Consider the following 12,691-nt stretch of genomic DNA (forward strand, 5'->3'; position numbering starts at 1 on the left):
CTGTCATGCGTGGCGCCGCACAATCCTCCCGCAACGCTGCCGGTGATCAACGTGAGGTACGGCGGAACAAGGTCTTTAGCCCGGCGCAATTGATTGTCGATGGTGTCTCGCACCGCGCGCACGTGCTGAATGTGTCTGCCCACGGCGCACGCATTCATACGGCGATAGCACCGCAGGTCGGCCAACCGGCAGACCTATACCTTTCTGACGATCCATACAGGGCCTTGGTAATTTGGTCGCATGGTGTCCATTCCGGCCTTCGCTTTGAACCGCCGCTTACGGCGGATCAGGTGCACCGAATCTTTGAGGCCTGACCATACTGAGGCGGGGTCCCTTCGCGGCCGCCTGACGATGCTTATGTTGCAAAGGGCGCGCTCCCCTATTGGGAACCGCTTTATACTCGTCCGCTTTCGCCCAATAGCAGACATTGCGCTCCCGCCGCCTACCCGCAGCCAAGTCGCCTACCAATCGATGACTGTGGACAAAGCATATTTGACTAAAAGATTCGCGGCCTGCGTGAACTGTATCGACCGAATGATCTACCATTGCACACGAGCGTTCAACTCATCTTCCTTCTACCCGGATATCTACCATTATGGATTGGGCGACATTACGGACCGTTTCGTCACTGACCCGGTAAATTTGGATAATGGGATCGCCTGCTTTTTTGCTGTAAAGCACTCTTGGACATATATTCGCCAGCATCACATCGCGAGGTTGATCCCCTTGGCTGAGCGGCGGAACATCGTATCTGCAGGGTAATACCGCGTGTGCGCCCCTAAGCTCGGCGATTGCGTTGAGCGCTTCAGCTGAATTGCGAGGATGAGAGGTTACCCTGCCTTCAAACAGCTTAAACGGGATGAATGAAGGTTCATCATTTCCATGGAGAAGCCCTCTTGGGCTTATGATGAGTATTCCTCGTGATCCAAGGTCAAGCTTAAAGGACGAGGCCTTGAAGCTTGTATTGGGGCTTGGTGTCAGCTTCACGAGTGCGGCTCGGCCCTCCGTTCGCCAAAGAGCGCTTGCACTGCTCGTCTTGCCATCGGACTTAGCTGTCACCGTGACACGAAACTGCGTGCTTCCGAAACGTTCCCCTGAACAGGCAGCGAGGGCCATAGCGACAGGGATGATCCACAACGTCCAATTCATAGGCGCGTAATCTTGCCCGACGCTCAGCTGGCAACTCGTTCTGATCCAACCGCGCCAGGAGTGTCGCTCGTGCACCTTGCCCCCTTGCCAGTCGCGGCTTAGCCAATTCCCGCAAATTGGTGCATTGATATTTTATCGCTGCACCACGCCCCTACGGTTGCGGGCTATTCGCGATGCGCTCGCATGGCAGATATCGTATGATCGAACCGTTGGGATACAAGGTTTTTTATGTGACCGGTCGTAAACGTCCGGCCCCCCCCCAAAAGCGGCCGTTCCGCTTCCACCCCACAAGTGGACGTTAAGACCGTCCTGTCCGCCTCCCAGCTTCGGTCGTTCGTTCATGCTTTAAAGATTAAAATTAGACCGCCGATAAGTATAAGTATTGTAAATGCCATTGCGCATCCGAATAATGCCGGATTTTTGGATTTTTCAACTGAAAAATTACCTAGCGATGCCTCACCAGTCACACATCCATATATAATAACGATCGCCGAAATCGCTACTATCACTACTCCTCTAGTATTTAATGTCATTTAGGAATCCTTACGGGCGGTCGTATGCAAAATCAGAATTACCATTAATCGTTTAGTCAAAGAAATCATCAACGGCATTCGTTAGCGACTTCGATGATCCTGGCGCATCGAATCGGCGGCGGAGACCTCCTCCGCCCTGCGCACGCGTTTCTGCGGCTTTGCGGCTTTGCGGCTTTGCGGCTTTGCGGCGCGTCGATACCCGGTCGATCGCGCCGCGATACCCGCAAATCCTCGTGCTATGACTCGGAACACCGTTGTCGCCGGCCATGCTAGGCCTTGAAGCCCACCGCGAGGATCATGGTGTTGCCATAGTCGTCGGACTTGATGTGGTAGGTATCGCTGGCGGTGGTGGTGATCCAGTACCAGCCGTCGCCCATGTCGCGGGCGAGCGTGTAGCCCGTCGGCAGCGTGCAGTCGGCGGTGCCGTTGTAATACAGGATGACCGCCAGACCCGACGTCGGGATGGCGATCGCCTGGCCGACTGCCTGGTCGTCGTCGCCGCGGTACTGGTAGCCGAGCGAGGCCGTGCCGACGATCGGATTACCGGCCGCAGCGTTCGTGATCGCACCGGCGTGCATGATCGCAGCGTTGAACGCCTTGTCCGGATTGCCGGTGGTCACCTTCACGTCATAGCTGCCGGCAGCGAGCACCGCCGCGCCGAGCGCCACCAGGCGCCCGCCATCGCTGATCACGACCTGGGCCGCCGCTCCGTTCATCTGGACGCTGAAGGGTGCCTGCCCGCCGTTCATTTCGAGCAGCACCAGCGGGCGGCCTGCCGGGAACGGCACCGCGGTATAGGTATGGGCCGTGTCGAAGTTGTGGTTCGACGTGAAGGGAACCGACGACGTCGCCAGCGTCACCTGATTGCCGGCGGCCGCCTGCGTCGTCAGCGTCCAGGTGTCGGACGTCGCGCCGAACGACAGCACAACGTCGGTCGCGGTGCCGCTGGTCGCGGCCGTGGTCGCCCGCAGCCGGGCGGCATCGCCGTTGACCATGCCGGCGACGTTGGCCGCGCCGAAGGCGCCCTGCCGCGCCTGCATCGTGCCGCCGGCGACGGAGGCGGTGACGGTGACGGTCACCGCCGGACCGAGGCCTTGATCGTGGTCAGCCACCACCACAGAGTATATTCGCCGAGGCCAGAGCCCAGCAGCGCGATATCGACGTCGCCCCCGCCGCTGCCGCCACCGGTGCGTGTCTCCCAGCTCGCTGTCCGCACCGGGGCGTCGGCCGTCACCGCACGAGAGGTGGTCGCGATCCTGTCGGCGGCGGCAAGCTGGTCGGCGTCGATCGCGCGCGAGGCGTAGAGGCGGGCGATCGCGCCCGATCGGTGCTGCCGGCGCTCAAGCTGCGCGATCGTCTCGCACGTGCCCTGTCGACCACCATAGGCTTCGATCAGCTGGACGCGCTCCTCGACGCCGGGCAGCAGCTCCCTGCCCTGAGCGCAGAGGCGCGCCTTCTCCGCGCGCCATTCCTGCTTGGACAGACCCTTCGGCTTCGGCCCGACGGTCGGCGCCGGCCTCGGTCGGCCGAGCACGAGGTTTTGGATGCGCTGCGCCTCGCGCTCGCTGGTCTGCATGATCGTGGGTCCGGACTAGTCGACGTCCGGGAGATGCTCGAATGGCGGCAGCATCGGTAGCCGCTCATGTGTGCGGGGTTGCTCGAGGTCGCCGAGCGGGACGGCATCAGCCCAGCCGAGGCGGTTGAGCACCTCGACCAGGATGTTGCGCGATCCCGAAACGTCACGGACGCGGAAGCTTCGCTGCTTGCCCAGGGGGCGTTCAACCAGGCCTTCGTCGATCAGCTGGTCGACCAGCTCGCGCGTTCGCGTTTTGAGAATGCCGAGCTGGTCGGCGATCTCGTCGTAGCTGGGGCTGGTCCCCGTCTGGACGATCCGCTCGATGATGTACGCCAGCGCTTCGTATCGCCGCGAGATTCCCGCAACGGCCCCCTGCATTCCCATCCATGACACCCCTGTCATGGATTATGGGTCAAATCACAACATGACGCTAGCACTCCTTCTCAGCAACTCGTAACGACGAGCATCCTAGATTTGAGTGATGGTGACCGCTGCCGCAGTAGGAGGAACTGCTTCTTCAAGCTCAGGAAGCCTACCTCGGAGCGAAGCCAATGTATATTGGCTTACGTCAGTCATGATATCGAACTGCCGCAATATGACAGCACAATATTCCTTGAAATTTGTTGCGCCAAGCGCCTTCGCAGCCTCATTAGGAAGGCCGGTCCTTTTAATAGGTAGGTCTTGTAGTATAGCTTCGTAATTCTCAGTTCCAATTATGGCGTCAATCTCGCTGGACACCTGATTTACTATGGCATTTACATCGATAGTGACACTGCTTATACTACCTACCCTTATCTCAGCCGGAGAGAGCTTCGAAGCGCTAAGTCGCCGTTCCAAGACCCACGCCGCACGCAAAGCAACAATCTCGTTACGATCCCGACGCGCGATCATCAGCACGCGTTCCGACAGAGTGGCCAACCGATCAGCCAATGGGGCACCGCCCACAAAGCCCGTGTCAGCTTCAACATAGAGCTCAATCATCTCTTTGAAGAAGAAGACGTTTTCGATAGTCGGCTTTGGCAAAACAAAAATGCCCCTGCGTCGCAACGCCTCGCGTTCTTGAGCATTCCGTCCGTCTCCATCTATGAGGCCGTACGGGTGCAGCCAGTGAGCCTCGGTCATACCTCGGAGGGTTGTGACCGCCTCGACAACCTTTTCGCATCCGCCACGGGGGGATACCTTCATTCCTGGGTATACGTAACCGTAAAGCGCAAGATCGTAAGACCCAAGCTCACCCTCGACAAAGACTATCTTCGATCTCGATCCAAGAAGCTCGGTTCGAATATCCTCTGGGAGACTGGATGTATTACGAAGCACCTCCGCTTCAAACGTCCGTCGCTCTGGTGACATACCTATTACGGTTGAATTCCGAATGTGTATCACCTGACCCGCTTCAAGCCGTTCGATAAGGTGCACATCATGTGACGCAACAACGAGGATCAAATCCGGACGCGCACGCAAGGACGCCTCCAAAAGCAAGCTTGTGATACTAGGATGTAGGTGCTTCTCTGGTTCGTCGATCAAAACTACGTTGTTTTCTGGCTGAGAGACCATAGCGGCAGCTATGAAGAAAGCCGCCCTTTCCCCATCCGACATGGCATCGATACTATATACTTGACCCTCACGCTCAGCCGAAATTCCTGCCGTCGTCAATTTAAATCTAACAGGCAATAAAGCCGATTCGAAAATGATGTTGAGGGTATCCACGGGACTGAGTCGCGCTCTAGCTGCTTCTGGCGTGTCGTATGCACCTTCCGCAAAGCCTTTACGGAATTCACGATTGTATGCCGCTTCGGCATTCAGCAAGGTACGGATGATAGATTTGAATTGATCTTCCGCCCAAGCTCCCTTGTATCTGTTAAAAGCGTCATGATGTTGGAATAGATTTGTTATGAGCTGCTCCGCGTTTTGGTTGAGAGTCTCCCAGCTATTATTAAAGTTGATTTGACGATGGCCGGGGAAGTAGGTTGCAGACCCTTTTGGTAGTGACCGGTAAAGAGCAACTAGAAGGGCTGATTTACCAACGCCATTTGGACCCGCCACTAGCGTGATGCTACCAGAGCTGACTGGCAGACTCACGGCCCCCGAGGCTGATAGGTAGCTAAGCTGATAAGTTACGGGCATGTTCGGCACCTTCTCAAATGATGAATTAATATCGCGCCTCTGTAGCGCCCTTTCCTTTACGCGACTTTTTTCACCGTTTCGTCGACGGCGCCGTACGTACTAGTATTTTCGTCTTTAAGATGCAGCAGGAGCCCCCTTGCCCCCATATTCACCCAAAGTGCGAATCCGATCGAAATTGCTATTACAAGCATGTTAGGCCGCGTCGGATTTTTTGCGATCTCCGATATTGCGAGAACGGATACAGAAGCTGCCGCAACAGTATTCATCATTGTTGCTAAAAGTTTTACTTGTTCATTGAGTCTTTTTGCATCCAGCGCGTCTATAGGACTATAATTATCGATTACTCGCTGAATGCCAGATAGCAGGCGCCATCCAGGCACCGATAAAACCCCCGTCAGTATTAGAGAGGCATTCGGGCCAAGTAACTCAGTCGGCGGAAAAGCAATTGCATACGCTAGAAGGAGGTAACCGCAAGTCAGAGCGATATTGATACGTAATTGTAGAATTCCCAAACTGGATGTCGAAAATGCAGGTAGCGCCATTATACCCTCGGATTTTTGTTGTGCATGGCGGAGATGCCCTCCGCCATGGTTGGCCCAGAGCGCGGAAACACGCGGCTTTTGGGTGAAGCTGTGGGGGAAGTACCCGCGCGATACCCGCATCGCCGCGCGGCCGGCGCCATCATCAACCGACCGAGATAGGTCAGCATTGCCCCGGTATACTGCCCCGTAATTTTGCGCAGGTAGCGGCGCGGCGGTGCTGTCGGCGGCCGCGTTTCAATGAGTTCTCACGTTGCCGTCACTTTTCGAGATCATCCGTTCGAGAGAGGCGTCCATCAACTCCGCCCCGGATGCCGTCAGACAGATACGGCCAGCCAAAGGATGATCGGGGTCACTGCTTTCCAACAACCCGTGCCGATCAACCAGCGGACGTAGGTGGCTGCCGTAGCTTCCTCCACGTCGGCCGAGGCCAGGATCGGGCCGGTCTCGATGGTGATCCCGCCATAATGGCCGATATAGAGGGCCAGCAGGATGTCCCATGCCGGCTCCCCAAAACCGTCTGCCAGGTCGCCGAATATCTGATTGCGGTCGCGGCGCTGATCGTAGAGCTGCTTGGCCATATAGGCCCTCGAACGCGGGCTCATGTCCGCCCCCTGGTCAGATCAGTTGCGGTTTCCAGCTCGGATCGGGCGAGCCCTCCTGCAGCCGGCGCTGATGTCGCCACGCGCCGATCGCGGTGGCGAGCAGCATCGGATAGGCCCAGATCTGTGCCTGGATGGCGTAGCCGGTCGACTGCATCGTCGGATCGATCAGCTTTGCCATGTGGGCGATTACCGCGGCGAATTGCCACGCTGCCACCCATAGCGGCCAGAACCGCGTCGATCGCCATGCCAGCACGATCAGGCCGAGCAGCAGCGCGACGTCGACCAGCGCAGTCGCCGATACCGCTTCCCGGTACTCCGATCGCTCGATCGCCAAATGCAGCGGCAGGCCGAGCGCAAACGCCGCGATCTGTGCGCCGGCGGAGATCCGCTCCGGTGCTCCGCCCCGCCACAATGCGTAAGCGCAGCACAGGAACATCACGGCCAGGAAGACGATCAGGCTCACAGCTGCTTCCGTCCCCCCTGCGCATACCTGCCGTCAAGGTCGACCTGTTAAGCCGCTGCATCGACAAGGGTAAGCACCGGCGCTGCCTCGGCCCCGCCCATCGGCACGGTTTCACGCGGCGTGTCGCCATAGTCGCCATAGCTGATCGGGCCGACGCGCATGTCGTCCTGCACGGCACGGAACGTCAGGTGGGCATCATGGATCGCCTTCCGCACGGCGATCAGGGCCGGCATAGCGCCCGCGAGCTGCTCGAGCGCTTCCTGCCCGGTGTGCAGCGGCAGCTTGGCAGCGCGGCGGCCGGCGATCGCCGTGCTCTGGACCGCGGCCAACCCCACCAGGGCACCGTCGACCAGCTCCTCGAGCGCGATAAGCTCGGTACCAACGTTGCGGGCAAGTTCACGGCGAGTGTTCAGCATGCGGGTCCCCTTTGCGGGGCGCGCCCCGCGGCTAGTGCGTCAGCCGATCGAAAGCGTGCAGCACCGGGAGCGCGACAGACGGCAGCCCGTTGCCGACCGCCATCGCCAACGCCAGCGCTGCGATCGAGCCAACCGCGATGATCGCGATCCATCCGAGCGTCTGCGCCAACGTGAACGTGTTGAAGGGGCGATCCCGCGTCCGCCAGGGCCGGGCCGCCGACCTTGCTTCCGTCGACGCCGCAACCGTTGGCGGATTGGAAGCCGGGCCGGAAACCCGTGCTGGATCACCCCCTGATCCCGCACGGGGCGTTTCAGAGAAGACCATCGCCGCTGCCGATCGTCGGTCGCGCGCGCCGAGCAGCTCCACCGCCTCGGCGATGTATCCGTCGACCGTCGTCTTCCCGATCCCCAGCTCGGCCGCGATCTCCTTCGATGTCGCTTGCCGTTCCCAGACGAGCTGCAGGCATGCTCGCTGGCGTGGGCTCAACTTGGCTGCGGCCGCGTCCATCAGCCGGCGGTCACAATGATGGGCAAGAAATATCTGCTCGCATCGCCGGCATGCTCGCGGTCATGCCGCGAATGCGACCCGAAGTGCGCGGTCATCGTCGCGGTTCGAGATCAGCTGTGGCGCGAGCTGCACCGATTGATGCTGACCCCGCGGAGCGGGCCGGGAGCGTCGCCGACGCGATCCGCAGATCTTGAAGCTGCGACAACCCGATGGGAAGCCGCTGCGCGAGCTGCAGAGCGAGATCAGCCGCCGGACCATGCTGATCGGCAGTTGCCAGCAGACCCTCGAACATCGCGGCCAGCGCCTCCACTGGCGGGAGCGCGACCGGCAGCATGACGAACTGGATGGGCGCCGGCGGGGGTGCGTCTTTCGCGACGTCATCCGTTTCACCGGTCAGATATGCAGGCGTTGTTCCTAATTCGCGCGCGATTCGATGAAGATGCGTCGACGAACGCGAAGCGCCGCGGATCAGCGAGTTGATCGCTGGTTGGCTTAGCCCCACGCGACGAGCCAGTTCAGCCTGGCTCATCTCAAGGACACCGAGCCGCTCCTTGATGCGCTCACCGATCGTCATAGCGGCCGCAATCTATAAGATGTCGAATAGCACGCCATGCAAGGATTCAAATTAACGATTTATCGATGTTCTTATAGCCAGTGCAAAAGGGCATCGAATCACGCCTCGACACAACGCTCGCCAACGCCGTCCGCAAGGTTGGCTCGCAGTCTGCGTTCGCGCGACTGACCGGCCGCAGCCAGTGGTCAGCCAAGTAGCCGGTCGTGTGGCGCAACAAGGCCGGCGCCATCACCGCCTCGCGGCCGCGCGCAGCTGCGACGACCGAGGAGTCGGTGCTGCAGGTGGCGGCCGCGCTCAACCATGCCGCTGATGCGGATCCGCCGCGCTCGGAACGCCGGCCGATCTACAAGCCGCTGCCACGCAAGCAGGTGTCGCGGCCGCGCAAGGTGCGAATCGACGTGCCGGCGATCGCCGATAGGCTCGCCTATGCCGCCGAGCCGGGGAAGAAGCGCGCCTCGCTGCATGCCTTCCTGGTCGGCTCGATCTGCACGATGGCGCGGCCGGACAGCGTCGTGGACATCTGCGTCGCGCCTGAGCGGGAGCAGTGGTACCCGGGATCGTTGACGCTCGATCTGAATCCCTTCGGCCGAGCCCAGACCAATAAGTATCGGCCCGTGATACCGGTCCTGCCGGTGCTGGCGGATTGGCTGGCAGCCGAACTGGCGGCCTATGAGCGCCTCGATCGCACCGCGCGGAAGGGCGCAGGCTTCCTGGTCAACTATTACGGCCGCTCGGTCCTGGACGTCGACACGTCCTGGCGGACCATGCTGCGCTAGCTGAAGCTGCCGTCCGGCCGAGAATGGAAGCCGTACCTGCTGCGCCACAGCCTTGCGACGATCGTCCGCAATCGGCCTGGCGTGGCCAAGTGGGACCTCGAGGGCTTCCTCGGTCACGATTCGAACAGCATGACCGAGGTCTATGCGATCGGCCATTTCAAGACCGTCGCGACCGCGCTCAGTGACATTGTCGGGGAGATTGAGCTTCGTGCGCCAGGTGCTCTGCGCCGAAACTGCGCCGAAGTCAGGCTATCCGGTTCTCTCGCCGAGGAGGCAAAAATGACCGGATAGCCGTAACTTTGGTGGTGGGCGTGGCAAGGATTGAACTTGCGACCCCTGCGATGTCAACACAGTGCTCTACCACTGAGCTACACGCCCACAAGGGAGTGGCGCCATTAGCCGGGCGCTTGCGGGGATGCAAGCGTCAATTGATGCCGCTGGCATTTCCCCGTTCGAACACGCGATCGACCTCCGCCACCAGGTCGCGCAGGTGGAACGGCTTGGACAGGACGCGGGCATTGGGCATCTCGCGCCCTGCCTTCAGCGTCACCGCGGCAAAGCCGGTGATGAACATCACGCGCAGCCCCTCGACCATCTCGCTGGCACGGCGCGCCAGCTCGATGCCGTCCATTTCGGGCATGACGATATCGGTGAGCAGCAGATCGAAGCGCTCGTTGACGAGCAGCGGCAGCGCCGCCGTGCCGCGGTCGACCGCCGCGACGGTATAGCCCGCACGTTCCAGCGCGCGCGTCAGATATTCGCGCATCACCTGGTCGTCTTCTGCCAGCAGAATACGGATCATCGGCCCTTCCTGAGTCTTCGCGCCTCTATGCGGCGGGTGCGGACAGATTTCCAGCGCATGGACGCCCCAAAGCGGATAAGACGTGCCATTGATGGACGCTTCGTTCGACCTGCTTGGCACCGAGCCTCCCGCCAGCCCCGTAGTGCTGTCGGTGCCGCACGCCGGACGCGCCTATCCACCGGCGCTGGTCGCGGCGCTGCGCGTGCCGGTGACCGCGCTGGCGCTGCTGGAGGATCGCCACATCGATCAGGTCGCGGCGGCGGCGCGGGGGGTCGAGACGATGCTGGTGCAGCGCCGGCCGCGCGCCTGGATCGACCTCAACCGCAGCGAGGAGGAGCGCGACGCCAAGGTCGACGAGGGCGTCCGGCCGCAGGGTCAGCCGGCGCTGTCGGCGAAGCTGCGCAGCGGCCTGGGGCTGATCCCGCGCCGTGCCGGGGCGGCCGGCGACCTGTGGCGGCGCCGGTTCACCGCCGCGGAGGTGGCAGCGCGGATCGCCGCCGATCACCGCCCCTACCATGCGATGCTGGCCGGACGGCTGGCGGCGGCGCGATCGCACTTCGGGGTCGCGGTGCTGCTCGACATCCATTCGATGCCGTCGCTGGGCAATGCGACGCGGATCGTCATCGGCGACCGGTTCGGCAAATCGGCGGCGCCGCGCTTCGTCGCGCGGCTCGAGGCGGAAGCGATGCGGGTCGGCATCGGCGTCGCGCTCAACACTCCTTATGCCGGCGGGCACATCCTGGCGCGGCACGCCGATCCTGCGCGGGGCGTGCATGCGATCCAGATCGAATTCGATCGCGCGCTCTATCTCGACGCCGCGCTCGACGAGCTCGGATCGGGGTTCGCACAGACGGTTGCGCTGCTCCGCCGGATGATCGCCGCGGTCGAGGACGAGGCGTCGGGCGGCACGCTGCCGCTGGCGGCGGAATAAAAAAACCACCTCGTGCTGAGCACGAGGTGGCCAAGGTTCAGGGAGGAGACACACCCGAAGGTGTGTCATACGGCCTCGCGAAAGGGGGGACACGAGAACCGTACGCTGTTACAAATAAGTCACGGCGCGATTGGTTCAACCCCTGCGGCCGAACGGTGCGAATTTTTTAACGATCAGTGCCGATCGAACGCCGGCGCCATCCGGATCAGGATCGAATCGCGACGGATGTAATGGTGGCGCAGCGCCGCCGCGACGTGCAGCACGAGCAAGGCGACCATCATCCAGCCGAGCACGCCGTGCGCCTCGTGCCCGAGGCCGGAGGCGGCGCCGGAGACGGGCAGGAGCGGCACGTTGAACAGGCCGAACCAGCTCAATGGCCGGCGGGCCTCGGGTCCGGAGACCATCATCCATCCGGTCACCGGCAGCGCGACCATCAGCAGGTACAGCGTCCAGTGGCTGGCATGGGCGACACCCTTTTCCCAGGACGGCATCGCCGCGGGATAGGCCGGCGGACGATGGCCCAGCCGCCAGACGAGGCGCAGGGCGGTCAGCACCAACACGGTGATGCCGATCGCCATATGGGCGCCCATCAGCCGGCGCAGCGCGGGAATGCCGTCGTGACCGATGCCGATGATCAGATTGGCGACGATCAGCACCGCGATCGTCCAGTGGAACCAGATGGCGACGCGGGAATAGCGCTCGTCGCGCGGCAGTCGGCTCATCGTCGGTTCTTTCTCTGGGTTAGGAACCGTACCGTTGCGCCGTGCAGGCCCGAGGTCAAGACCGGCCTGTCGCAGTGTGGTTCCTTGCAGCCCCAGTCGTCACCCCGCTGCTGCGGCGGGGATGACGACGGTCACGGGGGACTATCGGTACTTACCCCAGCTGCGGCTGCGGGGCCTTGCCCTGGTCCATCTGGCGCCCGAACACCTCGCGCATCAGCGCCAGCGAGAACAGATGCGCATAGAGCAGCGGCAGCATGCCCGACTGGCTCATCTTGCGCAGCTGATCGCCGCGCAGGTTGCTGAGCTTTTCCTCGTTGATCATCTGGAAGCCGCGATAGACGAACGGCTGCTGGTTCTGGTCGACCTGAATGGTGACCTCGCCCTCCATCAGCAGCTCCTGCTCGCGCAGCTCGTTCATGAACGCCTGGGTACGAGCGCCGGCCTGTTCGAACTGTTCGGCGAAGCCGAGGATGTTCTTGGTGAATTCGGTCGGCTGGCCACCCTCGAACAGCGCCTCGCCCTCCGCGAAGTCGCCGATCGTCTCCGACGTCGGGTCGAAGCACAGCGACAGCTCCTCGCTGTCGGGACGCAGCCGGGCGAGCATATAGGGATAGCGGCGGACATAGGCCGGAACGTAGAAATTGCTCTCGGTCAGCTTGCCGTCGTCGCCGACGAAGACGTTGACGCCCTCGTTCAGGCCCATCAGCGCGAGCGGGATGGCATCGTCGCCGCTCGAGAAGACGATCGGCATGAAGCGCTGCACCAGCGGGAATTCGTCGGTGGTGATCGGGATCGCATGCTGGCCGATCAGAAACGGCGCGCTGTCCGCCGGCTTGACGCGCCAGGTCGCATGCATCTCGCTCGAAAGCGGCTCGAGGCCGTTGTAGAACAGGGGAAGCGGCGCACTGGCCATGGGAACTCTCTCCGTATCCGTGAGTTTTGGCGCGGCCCGCGCGCCGGTAACCGGCGGCTG

At 61.7% G+C, this 12,691-nt stretch carries 19 protein-coding genes and 1 tRNA gene; 4 read left to right on the forward strand and 16 right to left on the reverse strand.

Features of this window, described 5'->3' with window-relative positions:
* Positions 1-5: 5 nt before the first annotated feature.
* Positions 6-314, forward strand: a complete 309-nt coding sequence (locus D9601_RS20215; protein WP_198353569.1) for a PilZ domain-containing protein — start codon at positions 6-8, stop codon at positions 312-314.
* A gap of 250 nt (positions 315-564) precedes the next feature.
* Here the strand turns inward: D9601_RS20215 and D9601_RS08625 are convergent, their stop codons facing one another.
* The 12 genes from D9601_RS08625 to D9601_RS08680 form a co-directional block, all read right to left on the reverse strand.
* The gene (locus tag D9601_RS08625; RefSeq protein WP_198353570.1) at positions 565-1,116 is read right to left on the reverse strand and encodes a hypothetical protein; all 552 of its coding nucleotides are present in this window, start codon (positions 1,114-1,116) and stop codon (positions 565-567) included.
* Positions 1,117-1,487: 371 nt separating this feature from the next.
* Complete coding sequence (locus D9601_RS08630; protein ID WP_198353571.1) at positions 1,488-1,682, reverse strand: hypothetical protein; 195 nt, start codon at positions 1,680-1,682, stop codon at positions 1,488-1,490.
* Between the two features lie 269 nt (positions 1,683-1,951).
* On the reverse strand, positions 1,952-2,794 hold the full coding sequence (locus D9601_RS08635; RefSeq protein ID WP_198353572.1) for a hypothetical protein: 843 nt from the start codon (positions 2,792-2,794) through the stop codon (positions 1,952-1,954).
* Positions 2,758-3,258 (reverse strand): hypothetical protein, encoded by a 501-nt coding sequence (locus D9601_RS08640; RefSeq protein WP_198353573.1) that lies wholly within the window; start codon positions 3,256-3,258, stop codon positions 2,758-2,760. Before D9601_RS08640 ends, D9601_RS08635 begins: the two co-directional genes overlap by 37 nt.
* Positions 3,259-3,273: 15 nt before the next feature.
* A complete protein-coding gene (locus D9601_RS08645; RefSeq protein WP_198353574.1) occupies positions 3,274-3,636 on the reverse strand; it encodes a hypothetical protein in 363 nt (120 codons plus the stop codon).
* Between the two features lie 90 nt (positions 3,637-3,726).
* Positions 3,727-5,337: an AAA family ATPase gene (locus D9601_RS08650; RefSeq protein WP_198353575.1), complete on the reverse strand. Its 1,611-nt coding sequence runs from the start codon at positions 5,335-5,337 to the stop codon at positions 3,727-3,729.
* Between the two features lie 101 nt (positions 5,338-5,438).
* A complete protein-coding gene (locus D9601_RS08655; RefSeq protein WP_198353576.1) occupies positions 5,439-6,044 on the reverse strand; it encodes a hypothetical protein in 606 nt (201 codons plus the stop codon).
* Between the two features lie 194 nt (positions 6,045-6,238).
* Positions 6,239-6,502, reverse strand: a complete 264-nt coding sequence (locus D9601_RS08660) for a hypothetical protein (RefSeq protein WP_198353577.1) — start codon at positions 6,500-6,502, stop codon at positions 6,239-6,241.
* A 37-nt stretch (positions 6,503-6,539) separates the two neighbouring features.
* Entirely contained in the window at positions 6,540-6,989 is a 450-nt protein-coding gene (locus D9601_RS08665) for a hypothetical protein (RefSeq protein ID WP_198353578.1), read from the reverse strand.
* A 47-nt stretch (positions 6,990-7,036) separates the two neighbouring features.
* Positions 7,037-7,405: a hypothetical protein gene (locus tag D9601_RS08670; RefSeq protein WP_198353579.1), complete on the reverse strand. Its 369-nt coding sequence runs from the start codon at positions 7,403-7,405 to the stop codon at positions 7,037-7,039.
* 31 nt (positions 7,406-7,436) lie between these two features.
* Positions 7,437-7,913, reverse strand: coding sequence for a helix-turn-helix domain-containing protein (locus tag D9601_RS08675; RefSeq protein ID WP_198353580.1), 477 nt, complete (start codon positions 7,911-7,913; stop codon positions 7,437-7,439).
* Positions 7,914-8,004: 91 nt separating this feature from the next.
* Positions 8,005-8,487 carry a helix-turn-helix domain-containing protein gene (locus D9601_RS08680; protein ID WP_198353581.1) on the reverse strand — a complete coding sequence of 161 codons (483 nt, stop codon included), beginning with the start codon at positions 8,485-8,487 and terminating at the stop codon, positions 8,005-8,007.
* Positions 8,488-8,690: 203 nt separating this feature from the next.
* On the opposite strand from D9601_RS08680, the gene D9601_RS08685 reads away from it, so the two are divergent.
* Together D9601_RS08685 and D9601_RS08690 are read left to right on the forward strand one after the other, a co-directional pair.
* Positions 8,691-9,263, forward strand: coding sequence for a hypothetical protein (locus D9601_RS08685; protein WP_198353582.1), 573 nt, complete (start codon positions 8,691-8,693; stop codon positions 9,261-9,263).
* Positions 9,264-9,344: 81 nt separating this feature from the next.
* Positions 9,345-9,554, forward strand: a complete 210-nt coding sequence (locus tag D9601_RS08690; RefSeq protein WP_198353583.1) for a hypothetical protein — start codon at positions 9,345-9,347, stop codon at positions 9,552-9,554.
* Positions 9,555-9,566: 12 nt separating this feature from the next.
* On the opposite strand, the gene D9601_RS08695 is transcribed toward D9601_RS08690, so the two are convergent.
* Both D9601_RS08695 and cpdR read right to left on the reverse strand, forming a co-directional pair.
* Positions 9,567-9,641, reverse strand: a tRNA-Val gene (locus D9601_RS08695).
* Positions 9,642-9,687: 46 nt separating this feature from the next.
* Positions 9,688-10,065: a cell cycle two-component system response regulator CpdR gene (gene cpdR / locus D9601_RS08700; protein ID WP_198353584.1), complete on the reverse strand. Its 378-nt coding sequence runs from the start codon at positions 10,063-10,065 to the stop codon at positions 9,688-9,690.
* Positions 10,066-10,156: 91 nt separating this feature from the next.
* On the opposite strand from cpdR, the gene D9601_RS08705 reads away from it, so the two are divergent.
* Complete coding sequence (locus D9601_RS08705) at positions 10,157-10,996, forward strand: N-formylglutamate amidohydrolase (protein WP_198353585.1); 840 nt, start codon at positions 10,157-10,159, stop codon at positions 10,994-10,996.
* A gap of 173 nt (positions 10,997-11,169) precedes the next feature.
* Here the strand turns inward: D9601_RS08705 and D9601_RS08710 are convergent, their stop codons facing one another.
* Positions 11,170-11,718, reverse strand: coding sequence for a cytochrome b (locus D9601_RS08710; RefSeq protein WP_198353586.1), 549 nt, complete (start codon positions 11,716-11,718; stop codon positions 11,170-11,172).
* 151 nt (positions 11,719-11,869) lie between these two features.
* Positions 11,870-12,631, reverse strand: a complete 762-nt coding sequence (locus tag D9601_RS08715) for a SapC family protein (RefSeq protein ID WP_198353587.1) — start codon at positions 12,629-12,631, stop codon at positions 11,870-11,872.
* Positions 12,632-12,691 lie beyond the last annotated feature (60 nt).

The organism is Sphingomonas sp. MA1305 (assembly GCF_016107325.1).
In the GTDB taxonomy this organism is placed as follows: Bacteria; Pseudomonadota; Alphaproteobacteria; order Sphingomonadales; family Sphingomonadaceae; genus Sphingomonas.